15 protein-coding genes are annotated in these 18,962 nt (G+C 44.8%); 5 read left to right on the top strand and 10 right to left on the bottom strand.

Annotation, left to right across the window (positions count from 1 at the left end; translation table 11 throughout):
• Positions 1-7 precede the first annotated feature (7 nt).
• Both RIM23_RS04995 and hslO read right to left on the bottom strand, forming a co-directional pair.
• Positions 8-2,065: a chromosome segregation ATPase gene (locus tag RIM23_RS04995; RefSeq protein ID WP_446364992.1), complete on the bottom strand. Its 2,058-nt coding sequence runs from the start codon at positions 2,063-2,065 to the stop codon at positions 8-10.
• 271 nt (positions 2,066-2,336) lie between these two features.
• Positions 2,337-3,251 carry an Hsp33 family molecular chaperone HslO gene (hslO, locus tag RIM23_RS04990; protein WP_446364990.1) on the bottom strand — a complete coding sequence of 305 codons (915 nt, stop codon included), beginning with the start codon at positions 3,249-3,251 and terminating at the stop codon, positions 2,337-2,339.
• 211 nt (positions 3,252-3,462) lie between these two features.
• On the opposite strand from hslO, the gene RIM23_RS04985 reads away from it, so the two are divergent.
• Positions 3,463-3,849 carry a hypothetical protein gene (locus tag RIM23_RS04985; protein ID WP_446365063.1) on the top strand — a complete coding sequence of 129 codons (387 nt, stop codon included), beginning with the start codon at positions 3,463-3,465 and terminating at the stop codon, positions 3,847-3,849.
• Between the two features lie 145 nt (positions 3,850-3,994).
• Here RIM23_RS04985 and RIM23_RS04980 read toward each other — a convergent pair whose 3' ends face one another.
• Positions 3,995-4,705, bottom strand: coding sequence for a DUF1997 domain-containing protein (locus RIM23_RS04980; protein ID WP_446364988.1), 711 nt, complete (start codon positions 4,703-4,705; stop codon positions 3,995-3,997).
• 240 nt (positions 4,706-4,945) lie between these two features.
• On the opposite strand from RIM23_RS04980, the gene RIM23_RS04975 reads away from it, so the two are divergent.
• From RIM23_RS04975 to RIM23_RS04965, 3 genes are all read left to right on the top strand, one after another.
• A complete protein-coding gene (locus tag RIM23_RS04975) occupies positions 4,946-5,605 on the top strand; it encodes an SDR family oxidoreductase (RefSeq protein ID WP_446364986.1) in 660 nt (219 codons plus the stop codon).
• A 67-nt stretch (positions 5,606-5,672) separates the two neighbouring features.
• Positions 5,673-6,308, top strand: coding sequence for a glycoside hydrolase family 24 protein (locus RIM23_RS04970; protein WP_446364984.1), 636 nt, complete (start codon positions 5,673-5,675; stop codon positions 6,306-6,308).
• Between the two features lie 193 nt (positions 6,309-6,501).
• Complete coding sequence (locus RIM23_RS04965) at positions 6,502-6,807, top strand: acylphosphatase (RefSeq protein WP_446364982.1); 306 nt, start codon at positions 6,502-6,504, stop codon at positions 6,805-6,807.
• A gap of 313 nt (positions 6,808-7,120) precedes the next feature.
• Here RIM23_RS04965 and RIM23_RS04960 read toward each other — a convergent pair whose 3' ends face one another.
• The 4 genes from RIM23_RS04960 to tcmP all read right to left on the bottom strand — a co-directional run bounded on the left by RIM23_RS04960 (position 7,121) and on the right by tcmP (position 13,455).
• Entirely contained in the window at positions 7,121-7,690 is a 570-nt protein-coding gene (locus RIM23_RS04960) for a Uma2 family endonuclease (RefSeq protein WP_446364980.1), read from the bottom strand.
• Positions 7,691-7,776: 86 nt separating this feature from the next.
• The gene (locus RIM23_RS04955) at positions 7,777-11,166 is read right to left on the bottom strand and encodes a hypothetical protein (protein ID WP_446364978.1); all 3,390 of its coding nucleotides are present in this window, start codon (positions 11,164-11,166) and stop codon (positions 7,777-7,779) included.
• A gap of 160 nt (positions 11,167-11,326) precedes the next feature.
• Complete coding sequence (locus tag RIM23_RS04950) at positions 11,327-11,992, bottom strand: Uma2 family endonuclease (RefSeq protein WP_446364976.1); 666 nt, start codon at positions 11,990-11,992, stop codon at positions 11,327-11,329.
• 80 nt (positions 11,993-12,072) lie between these two features.
• Positions 12,073-13,455 carry a three-Cys-motif partner protein TcmP gene (gene tcmP / locus RIM23_RS04945; RefSeq protein ID WP_446364974.1) on the bottom strand — a complete coding sequence of 461 codons (1,383 nt, stop codon included), beginning with the start codon at positions 13,453-13,455 and terminating at the stop codon, positions 12,073-12,075.
• 228 nt (positions 13,456-13,683) lie between these two features.
• Here tcmP and RIM23_RS04940 point away from each other — a divergent pair, with 228 nt between their 5' ends.
• Entirely contained in the window at positions 13,684-14,700 is a 1,017-nt protein-coding gene (locus RIM23_RS04940; RefSeq protein ID WP_446364972.1) for a radical SAM protein, read from the top strand.
• A gap of 229 nt (positions 14,701-14,929) precedes the next feature.
• On the opposite strand, the gene RIM23_RS04935 is transcribed toward RIM23_RS04940, so the two are convergent.
• The 3 genes from RIM23_RS04935 to RIM23_RS04925 form a co-directional block, all read right to left on the bottom strand.
• Complete coding sequence (locus RIM23_RS04935) at positions 14,930-16,063, bottom strand: hypothetical protein (RefSeq protein WP_446364970.1); 1,134 nt, start codon at positions 16,061-16,063, stop codon at positions 14,930-14,932.
• Positions 16,064-16,085: 22 nt separating this feature from the next.
• The gene (locus tag RIM23_RS04930; protein ID WP_446364968.1) at positions 16,086-17,366 is read right to left on the bottom strand and encodes an aminotransferase class I/II-fold pyridoxal phosphate-dependent enzyme; all 1,281 of its coding nucleotides are present in this window, start codon (positions 17,364-17,366) and stop codon (positions 16,086-16,088) included.
• Between the two features lie 475 nt (positions 17,367-17,841).
• Positions 17,842-18,879 (bottom strand): aromatic ring-hydroxylating dioxygenase subunit alpha, encoded by a 1,038-nt coding sequence (locus tag RIM23_RS04925; RefSeq protein ID WP_446364966.1) that lies wholly within the window; start codon positions 18,877-18,879, stop codon positions 17,842-17,844.
• Positions 18,880-18,962: the final 83 nt, after the last annotated feature.

Here is an 18,962-nt window from a genome sequence, read left to right as displayed (position 1 = left end):
CAACCGCTTAATTATCATCCAGAGGCAATTCATGTTCGGGTGGTTCTAGTGAAAGTGGAGCATCTGTACTCGGAGGAACCACGACAAGGGGAGGGGGTGGTTCTAAAATCTTTTGCCACCCTTGAATTTGCACTTGAGCTGCATTATAGGCTTCGGTTCCCGAAGGAATCATTTTAGCCAGTCGAATCGCTTCAGTTAAGCTAAAAACGGCTCGATCTTGAGCTAGAGCCAACAGTTGATAACTCCAGCGATTAACCGCCGAGACAGCATCACCTCTAACCTTAGCTGAACTGGGAACTTGTCTGGCTAAGCGAATTGCCTCGGCAACGGCTTCAGGAGTTCCGGGAGTGGCAGCTTGATAGGCTTGTTGCAAGCGCTGTTGTCCCAAAACTTCTGTTTTCCAGCCCTTAATTAGGCTTTGTGCTTCCCCATAGAGTACCCGTCCCGATTTAATTTGTTCAGCCGCGGCGATCGCGGCGGGAAGATTGCCGGAGTTGGCAAGGGTGCGAGCGTTGTCAAGATAGGGTTGGTCTTGCAAACGTTGAACTGTGCGCGTCCAGTCATTAATCTTACTTTGCGCCTCTGAGTGAAGAGCGCGATTGGGAGCAATACGACGGGCTTCTTGGATTGCTTCTTGTAACGATTCTGCCCCGCCAAAGCTGGCAAGTTGGGTGGCGCGGTCAAGATAGGGTTGATCTTCTATGGTTTGAATGCGACGAGTCCATTGGCTAATCTCAGCCCTCGCTTCCTGGTAGCGGGGATTGCGGTTGGGAATCAGTCGAGCTTCTGCGATCGCAATCTGTAAATCGCTAATTAGCCCAGAACTGGCAAACGCCCTTGCCCGTTCCAGTCGAGCCACATCCTCAATTTCCCGTTGCCATCGATCAATTAATTCTTGACCTTTATCATACAGAGGACGATCAGTACCCAGTTTCTGAACTGAGGCGATCGCGATTTCTAAATCCCCAACGCTTCCAGATTCAGCACTGGATAGGGCGTTGGCTAAGTCAATCAAATCTGCCTTGACGTCTGGTAATTTCACACTAGCGGGCAACTTATTGGCAATCTCTAACACCCCTTGCCAATTCCGCTGTTCTAAGCGACTTGTCGCCAGTTTGAGTAACTTATTCCCACACTCAGCAATCAAATCTTGAGCCTCTTTGTAGGCAAAACTCTTGGGCGTAATTTTCTCAGCGGCTTCAATCGCCTTTAAAATATCATCGACTCGACCCGTTTTACTCAACCGATAGGCTTCATCCAACTTCTGACTATCGTCTCGTCCGATTTGAATCAAATCCACGAGTTGGTTGTATTTAACGGCTGCCCAATACTGATTATCTATCGTTGTCAGCTTAACCGCTTCTCGAAACGCTAACGTCCAATTCGACTGTCTGAGTTGTTCCTCGGCTTGTTCATAAATCCCTGAAGCCTTTTGCCATAGAGTTTGCCACGCCTCAATTTGTTCTTTGACCAATTTAAACGCAGGAACATCTCTCGGAATCCGGTTGGCAATCTCAATCGCTTCCTCTAGCTGACCGGCTTGAAACTTTTCTTCTCCAATCGCTAAAATCTCTACAGACCACTCTTCGATATGGCGGTTAATTTCCGGGCGCAAGGGGTGGTCTTTAGGTAAAGCGTCTATGAGCGCGATCGCTTCTAACAAATCTTTGGTGGTGCGTTTATTTGCCGCAAGCTGAGCGCAATACAGACGCACTGATGCCGAAGCTGTGGGCCAAAAAATCGAGGGACAATTTGGCACAGCAGGTAGCTTCAGCAAAAGGGCAACGGCGGAAAATCCTATCCCACCCGAAACCAGAATAATCACCGCCACCCAAAATGCCCAGCCGCCGAACGTAAAGCGTCGTCTTGGTTCTTTGGGCTGTTTGGGAGAGGGTGGGGCTGGCTTCGTCGCCACCTTTGGGGGAGTGGTTTGACGATAAGACGCTGAATGTCCGACCTGATGAGGATTGACAGCACTCCTCTGGTGTTGCAAATCTTGACTCCAACTGGGTTGGGCAGACCAGGTAGCATGCCAATGATCGGGCACTTCTCGTTTTCTACTCATAACTCACTCCACCACTCGCTACGCCTAATGCTGTGGGTTTTATAGCACCCTCAGTTCTTGCCATCCTACTCTCGTTAGACAGAAAAATCCATACTCTTTTTGAGACTTTATTGGGAATGGGAGCAAGGGCAACCGCTGTTACGATGAGGAAGATTGGTCATAAGTTTAATGGCTAATGCCATACCTCCTTGAGAGAAAACTATCAAAATTGGGGTTCAGATATAGACAGACTAGAGGTGGTCAACTCTCACCTTTCCCATTCCCAATTCCCCTAACCCAATCTCGATGAAACGGACTCAGCCCTTAAATCATCAATCAGTCGAGCCAGTTCATCTCCACTCGCTTGGTAAACTTCTCCACAGAAATGGCAAGTCGCTTCAGCGCCTTCGTCTTTTTCAATCATATCCCGAAGTTCGGCTTCACCTAGCATCTTCAGCGCTCCCAACACCCGATCAAACGAGCAACCGCAGTCAAAACGTACCATTTGGATTTCTGGCAGAATGACCAAGCCCAAATCACCCAAAATCTGTTCAAAGATAGCCGGTAACGTTTTACCTTCCTGCAACAGGGGTGTGAATCCGGATAGTTTAGCAATGCGAGATTCCAAAATTTGCACCAAGGACTCGTCTGTCGCCGCTTTGGGTAAGATTTGGATTAATAACCCTCCTGCGGCGGTTACGCCTTCAGCACCGACAAATACACCCACCATCAGTGCTGATGGGGTTTGTTCGGACGTGAGCAGGTAATGAGCAATGTCGTCACCAATTTCTCCCGAAACCAGTTCTACGGTACTGGAGTAGGGATAGCCATACCCCACATCCCGGATTACATAGAGATAACCGTCATGCCCAACTGCACCGCCAACATCGAGTTTGCCAGATCCGTTGGGCGGTAGTTCAATGGCAGGGTTATCCACATATCCTCTAACCGTACCATCTAATCCTGCATCCACCAAAATCCCGCCCAAAGGACCCTTTCCCTTCACCCGAATATTTACTCTTGACCCTTCACGCTTCATACTAGACGCCAACAATAAGCCGGATGACATGGTGCGCCCTAGAGCAGCAGTGGCGACATAAGAGAGCTGATGGCGCTGGCGGGCTTCTTCGGTGAGGCGTGTGGTAATCACACCGACGGCACGAATACCTCCTTCTGCTGCTGTGGCGCGAATTAACTGATCAGCCATGGAAAAACCTTACACTTCTTAACATACTCCTTTTTTATTTTAGCCAGACCATTAGAAGCCTTACGTCTCTACCGAAGTGTTCGTTTATCCTAGAGACTCCTCCGCCGGAACCTCTCTACTAAATTCTTCTGTGTCCTAACCGATGTCAGAGGTTGCTATAGTTAAGGTTTACACTCAACAGCAACAGACCTATCGTTTTTGGACAAAGATTATGTTGGGAACCTTTCAACAAAGTCACCTCCGCATTGAACTCGAAGCCCCCCATAATGTGATCCGAGACAGTCTGCTGCATTCACAGAAACTGCGCCAGTGGTTGCCGACTCAGCGCCTTTGCGCCGGACTACCGGAACAACTCCATCCAGGATTAACCTTCACCAGTTGGATAGGTCCAGTTTCCATCCAACATCAGGTGGAGGTGGCTGAGTCTAACGGGTTGCGACTGCTATTGAGCCAGGGAATCGATGGCTATCACGAATGGTGCTGGGGTGAAGGATGGGTACAGTCTCGTTTAGAAGGTGTGTCTCTGTTGCCGTTAAATCTCGCTCAAACCCTGAATTTGCTGCGACTACGGGAATTTATCGCCGCCGAGCAAGGATGATAGGAGGAGTGGGAAGATGGGGGAGCTTGTAGAGACGTGCCATGGCACGTCTGGGAGCAGGGGAAGCCGGGGGAGGGAATTACCAATGAACCATGAACAATCAACAAATGACATCCCCACCGCTAGCTTGAGTTTTTCTCCCGACTCAACGTCGCTTTAATTTTTTGGGGATCACGATATTCATCCGATTGTGAAAGTCTTCCTGTACCTTGTGACTCAAGCGGCGAGACACTTGTCGGACGATTTGCCCCAATAGGCGATCGCCTGTACTCTGGATCAAGGATTGGGGTAATTTGTGGATAAACTTGGGAAACCGCACACCAACAGTTAAATCAAGCTCCCACTCGATACGGGTAATGGTGGGGGGAAGTTCTATCCCTTCAAGCTGTTGCTCAGAAAAATACTCGTGAGTTGGAATCGGCACAAACCCTTGAGTCGCCTGAAAGTCAACCTCATAGCCGGGAGGATTGTAACCGGGAACGGGGATCGTCTGAATTTTATAGATCCCATCCTGGCGCGGGAGTAGTTCTAGTCCAATTTTTGGCTCAACTTCGTAGCCGAATGACCCAAAGCGCCCTATCGTTAAAGCATAACCATTGGCTCCAATCGGTTCAGCATTCATCGGCTGGGCGCAGTCACGAAACCACTCCTGGTGAGTATCCAGATAAGTCGTTACTTGTTCCGGTTCGGCATACATCTCTACACCATTTTGGAAGTGACCGTAAAACTGAGTCAACTCAGGCGCTAATTGGCATGATTGGGACTCGTCCCTCTCATCCTCGGTAAAAGTGGATTGGGTATCTAGATGCACTGGCTCGATTGCGATGGGTTGCTGGTTAAGGAATTGGGACTGCATAATTGCTCCACGGTGTCAGTTAGGGTTGGTGCCTATTGCTAGGATGCCCACTGGCGATTGTTCATTCTCTCTTTCATCTTCACGAATTTACGGTATAAATCTGCACATCTGGTAAAACTTCATTGATAATTTATAGAATTGAAAAGAGAATGTTAAGGTATCGAATCAAAAAATACGGGCTCTTTACAGCATAACTTGTGTATCTTGCCGTCAACTCTCACTGTTGAAGGAAATTTCTAGATGAAAGCATTGGTCGCCGGAGCGACAGGTCAAACAGGACGCCGAATCGTCAACGAACTGGTCAAACGCAATATCCCTGTCCGCGCTTTGGTGCGGAACTTGGAGAAAGGACAGGAAATTTTACCCCCTGAAGCTGAGTTAGTCGTTGGGGATGTATTGAAGCCTGAGAGTCTCAGCGCTGCTTTGGGAGATAGCACTGTCGTTTTTTGTGCGACAGGTGCTACTCCTAGCTTCAACCCCCTAGAACCCTACCAAGTAGACTATGAGGGGACGAAGAATCTGGTCGATGTTGCCAAAGCCAAGGGCATTGAGCATTTTGTCATGGTTTCCTCACTTTGTGTCTCCCAACTGTTACATCCCCTAAATCTGTTTTGGCTGATTTTGGTGTGGAAAAAGCAGGCTGAGGAGTACCTCCAGAAAAGCGGCTTGACCTATACCATTGTGCGACCTGGGGGGCTGAAAAATGAAGATACTCCTGATCCTGTGGTCATGTCATCAGCGGATACACTATTTGATGGGAGTATCCCGCGCACGAAAGTGGCACAGGTTTGTGTCGAGGCGCTATTTCAAGCCGAGGCGCGTAATAAGATTGTCGAAGTGATTGCCCGTCCACAAGGGAGCGATCGCACTTGGCAAGAACTATTTGCAAATGTCGCCTAATCCAACTGTAGAGACGTTACATCGAACGTCTCTACAGTCTATGGGATCGAATTTTAAGCCTTATGTTATGAAACGTCTAATTCAGTGGATTAATATATTAATTTTAATGATCCTATTCCTCGAACTGCGTGAAGGATATCAACAAGGGGAATGGAGTTTTCACAATCCCAGAGGTAAAAAGGGGACTCAACCTTTAGTCATGCGAGGCGGTGATCCTTATATTCGGGCGCTGATGCGAACAATTTCGGCAAGTGAGGCAAATGTTTCTCAACCTTATTCGGTACTGTATGGAGGGGAGCATGTTTGGGATTTGAGTGATCATCCCAATCGATGTGTGCCCATTGTGGCAGGTCCCAATGTGGGGAATTGTACCACCGCCGCCGGACGGTATCAGTTTATTAACACGACTTGGTATGACAAAGCCAAACGCTATCACCCTCAACATTGGCAATTGTTGTGGTGGAGTAACTATAGCTTTGAGCCACAATATCAGGATGCAGTCGTTTATGCTTGGCTGAGTGATCCGCAAGCGTGGGGAATGGATATTTCCCAACAATTGCGCCAAGGTCAAGTGGATCAAGTATTGCGGCGGTTATCGGGAACTTGGACGAGTTTAGGTTATGGTATAGAAACGAATTCAATGTCTCGATATTTACCGGGGATTTATCAGCGGATTCTTCAGGAAGAACTACAACAAAGCTGAACCAAAGTCAACAATAATGTTATATTTATAACTCCTAAGTCAAGTGCTGGGGCGGGTTTAACCCGGTCAATTTAACCTAAAACTGCTAAACAAACTGCTCTTATTTAGAGTATGATAATCTTCTAAATAGTTTTTATTGTATTGAAGCATTCTGCCCTATCTCTAGTAAGTATTCAATCGAACTTGATATAAAATGCAGAATCAATCACAGGAACAAATCAGCGCCCGCGTTTTCATTTCTGGAGAAGTTCAAGGCGTTGGCTATCGTCTTTCAACAGTCAGTGAAGCCCGTCGATGTGGTGTAAATGGTTGGGTGCGAAATTTACCCGATGGTCGAGTAGAAGCGGTGTTTGAAGGGAATAAATCAGGAGTTGAGGAAATGATTAATTGGTGCCATCAAGGTCCTGCTGCTGCTGTGGTGAAAGATGTGGCGGTAGAGTATGAGGAACCGGAAGGGTTAAATCATTTTGGATATAGAAACAGCTATCCGGCTGAATAAAACAAGCATAAGTTAGAGCCTTGAGCAATAAAATATAATACCAGGTAGGGTGGGTTAGGCGGTAATTCAATTCAAAAAATCACCATTTAATTCGGTGTCCGCCGTAACCCACCAATCACAAGACTTGTAGTATATTAATTAACAATACTGTGGAAATTGGCGCAAAGGGATTTTCGCGATCGCACACCTGTGATACCAAATCCGCCTTTATTACCCCCTTTTGCCACGGCGATTGAAATCGCTGCTACACAAACAAAGTCCGCCTGCGCGGACTGGGTTATAACGGGGATAGCTAACCCGGATTTGTTATGATTTACAAACGCTGTCCCAGTTTCAGCCAGGAGAATACCTGTTCAACGGTTAGCTGTAGACTTAGGAAATCTGGCACAGGTAGTCTATCCTCTGGTTGTCGCATAATTTCTGGTAATTGGTTGGGGTAAAAACAGATTACGGCTTTCTCATCGGGGTCAATCAACCACCCCAACCTGGTTTGATGTCTGAGACAGAATAAAATATTATCTGTCACCTTTGTTTGTGACTGGTCTGGTGAGAGGATTTCAATCGTCCAATCTGGAGAACATTCAAATACGTTTGCCACTTCTCCATCAGCATCGAAGGGAATTTTGTCCCATCGAAAGACGGCAACATCTGGCACAATAGAGCGTCCGCCAAACGTGCAGCGTAATTCGGGGAAAGCGTAAGCGATTTTTTCAGGAAATCCCACCTCGTTTACTGTGTTTGCGAGGCATATTTGTAGAGTGCTGTGTTTCCCTTTTGGTATGGGTTTTTGATAGATTTTACCGTCAATAAATTCGCTAGCAGATTTGGTTTCGGGAAGTTTTAGAAAGTCAGCTAGGGTGAGTAATTTAGTTGTTGTTGTCATGGTTTATTTTGGACATCAGGAGAACAATTTGCAGAATTGGTTTGTCAAGTCTCTTTTTCAAGAGTCCCCGTATGTGTATAGATTATTCAAACCTCTTCGTCTGATAGCAAATTCCGAAAGTCTATGCCACGAACTAGCCAGCGGTTGATTAAGTCTTTTGCTGCTTTGCGAGTCTTTTCGTCTTCACATTGAAGCGCAGTAGATAGAATTATGCGGCTAGATTCCTGATCCAGGTAAATCAGGTCAAGAGTTCTATCAGCTATTAAGCGCAAGCACTCAAATGCATCCAGTGGCTGGGAGGGAGCGAGGGCAGCAATATGGCGGAGTATAGAATCATTATTTACATAGTTAGCTAATCTTAGAACTTCTTTTAGCTGAGTGATAGCCCAGTTATTATCAAACTTTCCTGAAGCAAACCACTTCCCAAACGTTTTCAGTTCCGATGTGTGTAAATCAGGGGCTGGTGAGCTTCGAGCCATGCTAACGCGCCATTCCCAAAACTGTTTCAGCCGCTCTAAATACTCAGGCTCAATCGTGGATTGATTATTGGACACCAGCCATCCGATACGCCTCATGAAGTATTGCCGATGCTGCTCTGGAGCCTTTGCAAAGAAGCCTTCAAGTAGGTTATCCGACTCACCAAGATTCAGAGTTCCGTTCCAGTAGAACTGCATCAGATGTTCAGCTAGACTTTCACCAGATTCTGGCAGATGCTGCCATTCGTAAATAGACTTATCAATTTGCTCAATGGCATGACTATACTCTTCTCGCAGGATATTGAACAGCTTGGCATCAGGAGAATGGTAAGTAATGTAGCCTTCCCAAGCAGCGTCGCGCAGTTCTCGAAGGGATTCATCTTTAGGAAAAATCATCTCCACGTTTTGGGTAGTCCAGTCTAAGTCTAGGGTCAATAGAGACTGAAATCTATAGCCGTAGACAGCTTGGATTACTGGGGATGAATCCTTGTTGCTAACTAGATGAGACTCCAGAATTTCCCTCACTTCCGGCATTTTATCAAAATTCTGCACTGCCTGTCCCTCACCATCTGAGTGCTGTTGTACCCAAAAAGCATAGTGAATGACTGTATGCATTGCCGCGCTGCTAGTAATATTAAAGGATAGATTGATCAGTTTAGAGCTATGGTAACTATTGTCGCAAAGAATAGACTTTGAGTGGTCATTGAATAGTGGTCTGAGTACTTCCCAAAATTCACGACGTAAGTGAAATGGAATTTCATTTTTACCTGTTACTTCGAGACCAACCTTAAGCAAGTCAACCACTACCTCACCAGCCCAACTCCAATCTGAATTGTGGCGAGCTTCTGAATTAGAGTATTCAGAGTTGGCTTTTGACTGTTCTAATACCCAACTACAGAAGTCGAGCATCAATGACCAGGATAATTGGGGCTTTTCCTCTTCTCTTATTCCTGTTTCTTGACGTAATGCACTTAGTAGCCCCGAAAAAATAGCAGCTATATACCTCGGTTTTAAATCCTTGAACTTTTCATTTTGGAGAACAAAACGCTCAGGATTGCTCTCCACTAGCCTTGTCAATTCCTGTCTCAATTTTTCGCTTAACTGATCGGGGAAGAATTCTCCAGATGAAGGTTGCCATGTGTCTAGGTATGAAATCAGCTCTTCATCACTCATCAAAGCCAGTTCTGTAGCCTTTGTTAGACTTGAATAATCTTCCTGGTCTGGAGTATACACATCAAACACAAGTTCTCGAAACTTAGGTTTGCCAAGTTCGTCAACTAAATTTTGATATTGTTGTTGCCACTCTGAGGAAAGATGCTCACTGATAGGGGTTAGCTTATTGCGCTGCCAATATTTCTGGTGCAACTCTCTTTTTTTCTGGCTCCTCAGAGAGAGTTTGTTCAAATCAAAACCCTCTGCAATCCAACTGAGAATCTTCTGCTGCTCCTCTGGAGCAAGGTAGGCAAAACGTTCCTTTAACAGAAGTACATATTCATAGTCCTCTTTTAAGTCTGAGTTACTGAATCGCTGATGGTTGGTCAGATGTTCAACAACAAGGTCTGGAGCCACATCTGGACACTGACGAATTAGGTGAAGCGCCATGCGCTGAAAAATCCGCCAGTTGTAGCTCTCAAGACTTTGTACCAAACCTCGCACTTTGGTTGGCTCATTCTTAGCAATCTTTTCTGTAATGTCTCGGACTACATTTACTAACAGATTTCTTACATCTGAAAGATTTTGATGATGCTCTTCAATAGCAGATCGCCAACTACGAGAGTGATCTTCGGAGCTATCATCTTCTTTATGAGATTGCGATAGACGAACTGCATTATCAAGTAGTTCACACAGCAGTTTTAAGGTGTCTTCTTCTGCTACTTCTCGTAATTTGGGTACGTATTCGGTGAGAATTTGCCTGTAATAGTAGTCATCGCAGCGTGTGCGTACTCGCGTCAGATAGTCGCCTTCTTGATTTGGCATCACAGCGAGAAGTTCACGAGCTAACTCCAGCGCAGCATCCACTTGCTCACTTTCAGCAAGATAGACAATCAGCTCACCTAAGTTTTCTAGAAGGCTGAAGTAAAGATTATCTTGCTCTTTGAGCCACTTTGTTTCTTGTTCTACCCAACGTGCAGCTAGTTCTGGTGGCATTGCACAAGCTGCTTCTGCCAAGTCTTCATGTACTAAAATATTTTTTGTCCCCGTTTTTAGAATTTCCTGGGCAATCTCTAGAACTATTTCGGGTTTTTGAGAAGCCATCCGTACTAGGTAGCGGGACTGAGACCAAGGGGGACAACCTATCCCACCACGTTCAAGGTCTACTTCTGGCTCAGGCGGATTTTTAAAGAAACCTTTCTGCCAAAGTGGATTTAGCCATCCTGGAGCTTTTAACTGCTCAAAGAAGTATCCCAGGCCAGCACGACTATTGGGAATATGAAGACGAAGTGTATCTAGATCTTTTTTTTCTGGCTCAGATTTTGTCAGCAACTCGTCTAACAGACGACGGATGTCAGAGTAGCGAGTTTCAAATCTGTCAAGAACTTGATCTAAAACAGCTTGTATATCACTCCAAAACTGCCTAAATTTTTCATCAACTGGACGTGGTGATGCTAGGTCATCGCGATGTGCGCGTCTGTGAAGTCCATACTCGCTATTTCTACCAGGCAAGCTCAACCACTTCCTAGCTACATCCGATGTTTCAGGAATTTCGAGTGCCTGTAACACAGCCTTAATTTGAGCCTTGTGCGTATCGTCACCTGAAGCTTTCTTCTTTTTTGATGGCTGCTCCGATGGCTCCCAGAAAGGCTTTAATACTGCACGCAGGGAACTCTCAATTTCTCGCAATGAGTGACCGACAAAGTGTGTTGTAGATTCCAGTGGTAGCTCCATCTCCATGAGACGGCAGGCGTCACGCCAAAAAGCAGCCGCTCCGGGACTGACAAGGGAGTTGAGCCTGCCATAGATTCGCTCTTGCTGTGGATTGCTGAAGTTAGGGGAGTCCATTCTCAATGAAGCAGACGCTGAAACAATTTGTAGTATCCATACTACTTTAGCATTTGGAAGCTAAAACGAATGTTACTGACTTAAGCATTTATAGTCAGCGATGCAAGCGCTTATGGCGAAGACAGCGCAACTACGAACGTGGGTGTTAGTGCCATTCCTCTTAATCCGAACTTTGATTTACCAAAGTTTCTCGAATTCGCTGGCGAAATAAACGCACGACTGCTCGTTGTCCCATTTTCTTACTCTGCTCAATTAATCCAGGAATTTCGTTAATGGGTAGAAATGAAAACGTCGGACTTTGCTGAGTTTTTTCGTATTGTCCCTCTATCAGTTGATAAACCTCAAGCCTATTCTGGTGATATCGCCAAATTTCTGGAACACCAAGCTCGGCATAGAGTTTAAATTTATTGATGGAAGAATTTTTATAATCGGACTCAACTACTAAGTCAGGCGGTGGGTCATCGGGTAGATTAATTTTGTCTTGACCTCTGACCCTACTTTCATTTTGAATGTAAAAACAGGTGTCAGGTTCAACAGCACGGGTTAAGTCTTCCCGTTCCAATGTTAAAGCACCAAGACTTCTCAACTCAATGCCGAGTTCGTCTACTATAACTTCAATAAAACTCTCTAGCAGTCGTTTAGGTTCTTCGTGTTTGGGTAGTGGCATCCGGATTTCTAATATTCCCTGGTCATAAGCTATCCTCCAAGCCCGATTATCTCCTACATCGTGCATTAAAGCTTGATAGGTTTGCCAACTAACCCCTCTGAGTGTAACGATTGGTTCAGCGCGAACTTGCGGTTGTTCTGTTGTTGATGTTGTTGTCACCGTCTAACCCACCATTATTAACTGTTTCAATTGTAGGGGCGCAAGGCTGACGCCCAGAAAACTGTCGTAGAACAATACAACTAATCACCAGTTAACCTATCGAATAGATTTAGTTGTTTGCTGTCAGAGACGACACTATTTGTTTTTTTTGTAGCTTTTTTATGGTGTTTTTTTTCTCTTCGATTTACTGGCTTTACCCCATAGTCGTTAAACAGAATAGTCTGTTTATGTTTCGCTTTCATGATGATATCTTTTGGTTGAATTGACCGACTTGTTGTTATCTTTCCATTTCGCATGACGAGAATCTCTCCATCATCTAGAAGATAATTCACTGCATCCACATACATCAGCTTAGTCGCCGGATTTTCTTGTAGAGTTTTGTTGAATAGCTCTTTAAAGTTAAAGGAAATATTATCATTTTCGTATATAAACTTTATTAGTTGTTCATTTAATCTATTAACACAATATTCTCGATTTTGTTTGTTGACATCAAAAATCCTAAAATTTTTAACAAGATCATCGTAAGTCCTGTAGCCAATACCATATACTCCATAGTGGAACTGATACTCTAGATTATTCTGAAGCCAGGTCGTATCTTTCATGACGCTTAAGGCTGTTGCATTGCTAGAAGCATGAATGAGATAATAGTAAACAGATTGACGATCCTTGATCAAGGCAAAAGTGTGTAGAATTTGAGCATTGCCTTTTTCTCGGAATAGTTTTAGAACTTGATCTCTAAGATATCCCTGCCTATGCTGAAAATCTTTTGAATCGGGAATATTATTATAATAGTCATCCACTCCAAATTCTTTAAGAAAATTCTGATATATAGGATCATCTCTTCTACCTAATATTCTTACTAGACCCGATAGCATATGATTGAAGAGTACTTCTGATCGACCTAGGTCAATAATTTTTTTAACAATTTCTGGAGTAATATCTAACCCAAAGGGATCTAAGAAGAAAAAAGAGTGACCTTTTCTCTCTATAATACGGTGTAAACAATAGTCGAGTTTTTCGTGAAAATTACCAGTAATAATTTCACATTTACCAGATTCGATATAGTTCTCAAAACCTGCATTCTTAAGCTGTAAATTTAAGCAAGCAGTATGGTCTGGGTCATTATCGATGAAGATAAATTTAACATCTAGCTCCTGATAAGGCTTACGCTCCTGAACATTCCTCAGTCCCTCTTCAACTTTGCGGATCATGCGAAGCGACGAACCTTCCCATAATTGGTTCCCATCAGTGTACATTCCTCCACCACAGAAACCATCCACTAAGGTGACAGTTCTAACCCCATATTTGCCATGTCCCGTTAGCGTCTCTACCCACCTCTGAGTGTAATCTCCAAGTACCTGATGTTTGATTTTAGTATGAGGCTGTATCTCAGGTAAGTGAGTACCATCAGCACTCCAGTAGCAACTATTGTTGTGGCTTGCTCTATCCTTCTTGCTCATCATATTTTTTGTATAAAATACTACATGTTCTCTGTCTCAGTATCCCCTTGGATAGATCCTATAGAGATCAATGCTTACATAATCTTGGTTTGCCCAAGTCATACGCTAATGTCAAGTGTAATTTACTTAACTTAACAGTTAAAGACACTTGATTTTGAGTTAAAGTCGAACTTGTAAGTGCCAAGGTTCTACCCTAATATTAGGATACATAGATAGTATATTTATACCATAATGGCAGTTGTCAAAGGTACCGAAGCTATTACTAATCCTCTTCAAGAAAGCGCTTTAAACAAGAAAGCACTTTGTGACTACGTTATCAATATTGCGTCAGGATGCTTACACGGCTGCACATTCTGCTATGTTCCGTCTACACCAGTTATTCGAGCGAGACAATCTCACTTAGCAGAGAAAGGGGTAGCTAATCCCCAAATGAACTGGGGACAGTATCTTTTTATTCGAGAAGAGGTTCCCGAAAAATTAGAGAAAAAATTAAGCAGAAAGAAAGTTTGGCGTGAGACGGCTTCTGGAAGAGGGGTTGTGCTTTTATGTTCTGGAACTGATCCCTATCAGAACAAGGAGACTGCTAATGTAACTAGAAGAACCATTGAAGTGTTACTGAAATATGATAAGCGAATTAGGATTCTCACTCGTAGTCCATTATGGCTCGAAGATATAGATATCCTCAATCACCCAAATGTAACTGTTGGGATGAGTATTCCTTTTATAGATGATGAACTTAGTCGATGTATTGAACCTCACTCCCCTCCTCCTAGCGAACGATACAAAGCACTTTTAGAGGGATACAAACATGAATGTCGCTTGTATATCGCCGTGGCCCCGACTCCACCTCAGTTAACCTTTAAAGACTTGCTTGAATGCTTAGAGCATTTAATGAAGGTTGATCCCGAGGTAATTTTTTGGGAGCCAATAAATGCCCGTGGTAGTAATGGGCGAAGAATGAAGTCGGCTGGATTAGACTTTGTTGACTTAATCATGGAAAAAAAATCCTGGGCAAAGCACTTTATAAGACAGTGGGGTGAAATTGAGGATGCAGCAGATAAATTAGGTTGTATCGAAAAACTTCATATCTGGCCAGACTCAGAGCTAATAAATTTTGTTGATAAATCTTTACTTGAATATTGGTGGTACAGACCAACCGTAGAAAAATGGAAAGATGTAAACAGCACTCGTGACGGCAAAAATCAATCTAATAGACCTTATCTTAAAAATTATACTCAGCTTTCTTGACTATAAAACTATGAACTAGATTACTAGTAGCGTGCGTGGCACACCGTAATTGGGTCAATTAGAATTGTAGGGGCGCAAGGCTTGCGCCCAGAAAACCTGCAAGGCTGGAGATCATGCCAGTCGTTCTATCCTACAGCGAGAGGAAGAATGATGACACTGGCGTTCCGCCTGAACGTCTCTACTAAACTAAATAATCATCTAATAGTCAAAAAAATTAGGCTGATACTGACTACAGCGTTTTTTCATAAATTCGATACGTCTTATAAATTGTCCCCCCCGACGCTTCAATCAACTTACGAGACGGGAAATTATCTTCCCAAACCCAACCCAATTCTGCTCGCTTATAGGGCTTGCCTTTCTTAATTCCCCCTTGCATTCCCAAATAAATTAACGCCAGAGGCACCATTTTACGGCGATATTCTGGCAATGAAGCAATCGCAATTACCCGTCCTTGGTCAATCTGGCGACGATACCAAAGAAACTTAATAATTCCTAGCCAGTTTAGTTTCCCCTTAACCTGTTTTAGAGGAATATTATAGTCCGGTAATCCCATAAAAAAGCCGATCATTTCACCCTTGTCTTCGGCTATGGGAAAAACATCTGGATCAACTAAACTCTGTAATGACTTGGCTTCTTCTAAAAATTCGGCTTCCGTTCTCGGCGCAGAACTCCAGTTGTTGGCAAAGGCACGGTTAAAAAGGTGATAAAGGCTGCTACAATCTTGTTCAAATCCTTCGCCTTTGGTTCTAATTGGACGAAAGGTGATACCCGATTTACAAGCAATCTGATAGGCTTTCTTGAACTTATCCGATAAAGGCTTATCTAGGGGAAAATCATAAGCATAAGTATCCTTAGCTTTCTGCCAGCCCTCTTTTTCCAAAAATTCGGGATAGTAGGGGGGATTATAGGGCATCATTACCATGGGCGGTGTATCAAAGCCATCGACCAAAAATAAACAATTATTGTGGGTTGACAAATCAATCGGTCCCCGCGCCACAGTCATCCCTTGTTCCCGCAGCCACTGACAAGCCGCATTTAGGAGAGATTGCGCGATCGCAAAATCTTTGACACACTCAAAAAACCCAACTAAACCAACCCTTTTGCCCTCTCGTTCAATTAACCGTTGATTCACCGCCGCCACAATTCGTCCCACCGCTTGGGAAGGGTGGGACGAGTCCATGGCAATAAATTGCTGTAATTTTCCGTAGCTAAAAAAAGGATTATCGGGGGCAAACTGCTTCGCCACATCGCTACGCAGGGGTGGCACCCAATTAGGGTCATTCCCATAGACTCGTGCGGGTACATCCAGAAACAATTCCTGGTCTGCTGGAGTTGCTACAGCCCGAATTTTATCCTTTGTCATTTTTCATTTGTCCCAGGACAAGTTAGGCACTAATCATGGGTTTATATAATAAATCCCGTGTTGCCACCATCGCGGCGACTAATTTATCCATTTCCTCCTTGGTATGCAGGGCATTTGCCGTCATCCGGATGCGAGGTTTGGCAATAAACCAGATGGGTGACACCCAAATCCCATGGTTCTCTAACATGTAACGACCAAATAATTTTGGATTAATTTCTGAGGGTAAAATTACCGGGATAACATTAGTTTCACCAATGGCATCAAATCCCGCTTCAACTAAGCGCGATCGCAAGTAGCGAGTATTTGCCTGAAGCTTTTTCACCATATCGGGATGACGGCGCACCTGACGAACGCTCTCTAAAGCAGCGGCTGTTAGGGGTGGCGACAAGGAAACGGTGCCGATAGACGTGGGAGAAACATTTAACAGAGGAATCAATTCTGGCACATGGCTACTAATTGCTGCCCCCGCTGACGCGGCAAACTTAGAGAATGTAGTCATAATCAGCGGCACAACACCTTGCTCAATCGCGTATTGTGGTAGGATGCCAAAATGTTCGTAAACACCGCCACCCGTCGCCCCTATCGCCCCACTTGCATGTGCCTCATCCATAACCAAGACACTGCCTTCGTAATTTCGCAGCACCTCGATCATATCGGGGAGTGGGGCAATATCCCCATCCATGGAAAACACTGCATCAGAAATCACCATAATCCGATCATGGGGGCGAGCATAACGACGCAGTTTACGGGATAAGTCCTCTGTATCACAGTGGCGATAGGCTCTCACCCGCACACGCGGACTATGACCAAATAACTTTCCTGAACGAGTTCCCGCATTGACGACTGCTGAGAGAATACAGCCATGGTTAAGGACATCGGTCAAAATCAGCGTCTCACGGGTATGCTGAAAACCAGCAACCGGGATAGCTAGATGGCAGAAGGCATCCATCAAGGCTTGCATCGCCATCCAAGCATTTAAAAAGAGTTGGGTATGGGGCAGGTGCTTAAACTCAGAAATCTCTTGTTCGAGCTGTCGATGTAAATCAATGCGACCACTCAGGACTGAGGTTGAACTGTTGGACGTACCGTATTGAAAGATAGCATCAACCGCTGCTTGGCGAACCGCCTCGTTCTGAACCAAACCCAAAACATCATTCGTACAGAACGTTAGAACCGTCTGACGCTTTCCTGTGGCGACTGATTCTATCTCGACTAAATTACCTTGCTTTTGATGACAGACATATTCGTCGGGCGCTAATCCACTTTCGTACCACCGCTGAACGTACTCTTTGACAACTTCCACAACCTTACTCCTCTCACCTTTTCCTAGATAGACTACCGCTTCTAGATAAAAACGTGTGTTTTTCTCTTAAATTTAAGTGATTATCCCGACTGAATAGCAAGCTCCATGTTGGCGGTTTTATAGAGTACACGGTAATCCTACATAATACATGGTGATTGGACTGAGCGGCTTATGACAGACAATAACGCTGGCACATTGGCGAACGCTGTTGTTGGTGCGTTTTTAATTTCTGCTCTAGCAGGGTAGCATAAAATTCAACCCCCTGCTGGATTTGTTTTCATCTCCAGCTCCATGTCTAGGGTTTGGTTGCTAAAGCCCGTTCATCGTATACCTCGTGAGACTCCGGGTGAGCGCGAAGCAACCCGGAGAGGGATAGATGTCAAATCTTGCCGTACCAAACCGAGACTCTATGCGGATATTCAACGGTTTAAATTGTCGTTTGTCCGACAATCCCTGACTTCAAGCGATAGCTAAGTCAGGGTTGTTGAAATTGACGCATAATCAGCCGCTGTATGGCAATGATCGCGGGATTGACTTCCACGTAGCGACGCTGGGGATTTGCCAGATAGGTTCGCTGCTCACTTTCCATCATTTCGATATCTTGGTTGAGAAATCGCATAAATACAAACCGTTCCAGTACGGTAGACAAGATGGGAGCAAAGAGCTGGCGGAACCATTGGGGTAGGGGAACCTTAAAAAAGAATAGAGCAAAGGAGCGACTTTCTGTAAGTCCTATGGGGAGGCGCATCAGGTAGAGATTGGAGACGCCTTCTAGAGAACTGTAATAATGGGGATAGCGATACTGTACCGATATGGTGCGCCGAGTCACTTGATCCGCGCGATCGCTCAACCCTAACCATTGAGCCATACGCCCTTTATAGGAGACATCGTACTCCGCACAGACAGTATTTTCCGTTTCCTGCAAACGTTTAAGAACCGGATCAAACCATCCTTGAAGGTTTTGGTGCAAAAATCCATGAAAAACATCCATGGTATTTTCATTACAGATAGAAAAATGAGACTTCATCCTGGCACTCACGGGAACCATAAACCAATCCGGATGGTCAAATTCTGGCATATCTGGCGGTTGGCAGGTTGTTGCTAATGCCGGATTTCCCGCAAAGATCCAAATTAGCTTGTATTTTTCCTGAATCGGGTAGGTACGGACTTGGGCGCAGGGCAGTTTCTGTTGTGGGGGAAAGTAGGGAATGCCTACACAATTGCCCGCACCATCAAACTGCCAGCCGTGATAAGGACAGGCTAAATATTCATCCTGAACAATGCCTTTGTGCAGTTCCACGCCTTTGTGAGGACAAGCATTTTCTAACCCATGGAGTTGACCCTTGGGAGTCCGGTAAACGGCGATGGATTGTTGCCAAATCTTGACAGGCAATATTTGACCGGGTTTGATTTGATTTGCCCAAGCCACTGGATACCAGTAGTTGGGGTTAATCCCTACTTCTCTAATCGCGTTTTGAACGTTTTGGCTGGTTAGGGTTGTCGCCAGTTCCATATCGGAGCCTCTGTTGTCGATTCATTTGACATATCTATCCTGTTATTTTTTGGCAGTCAATGCATAGGGGGAGAAGGGTGAGC

The organism is Coleofasciculus sp. G3-WIS-01 (assembly GCF_040223135.1).
GTDB lineage: Bacteria > Cyanobacteriota > Cyanobacteriia > Cyanobacteriales > Coleofasciculaceae > Coleofasciculus.
Note: the sequence above shows the minus strand (reverse complement) of the source record. Positions and strands in the feature narration are given on the sequence as shown.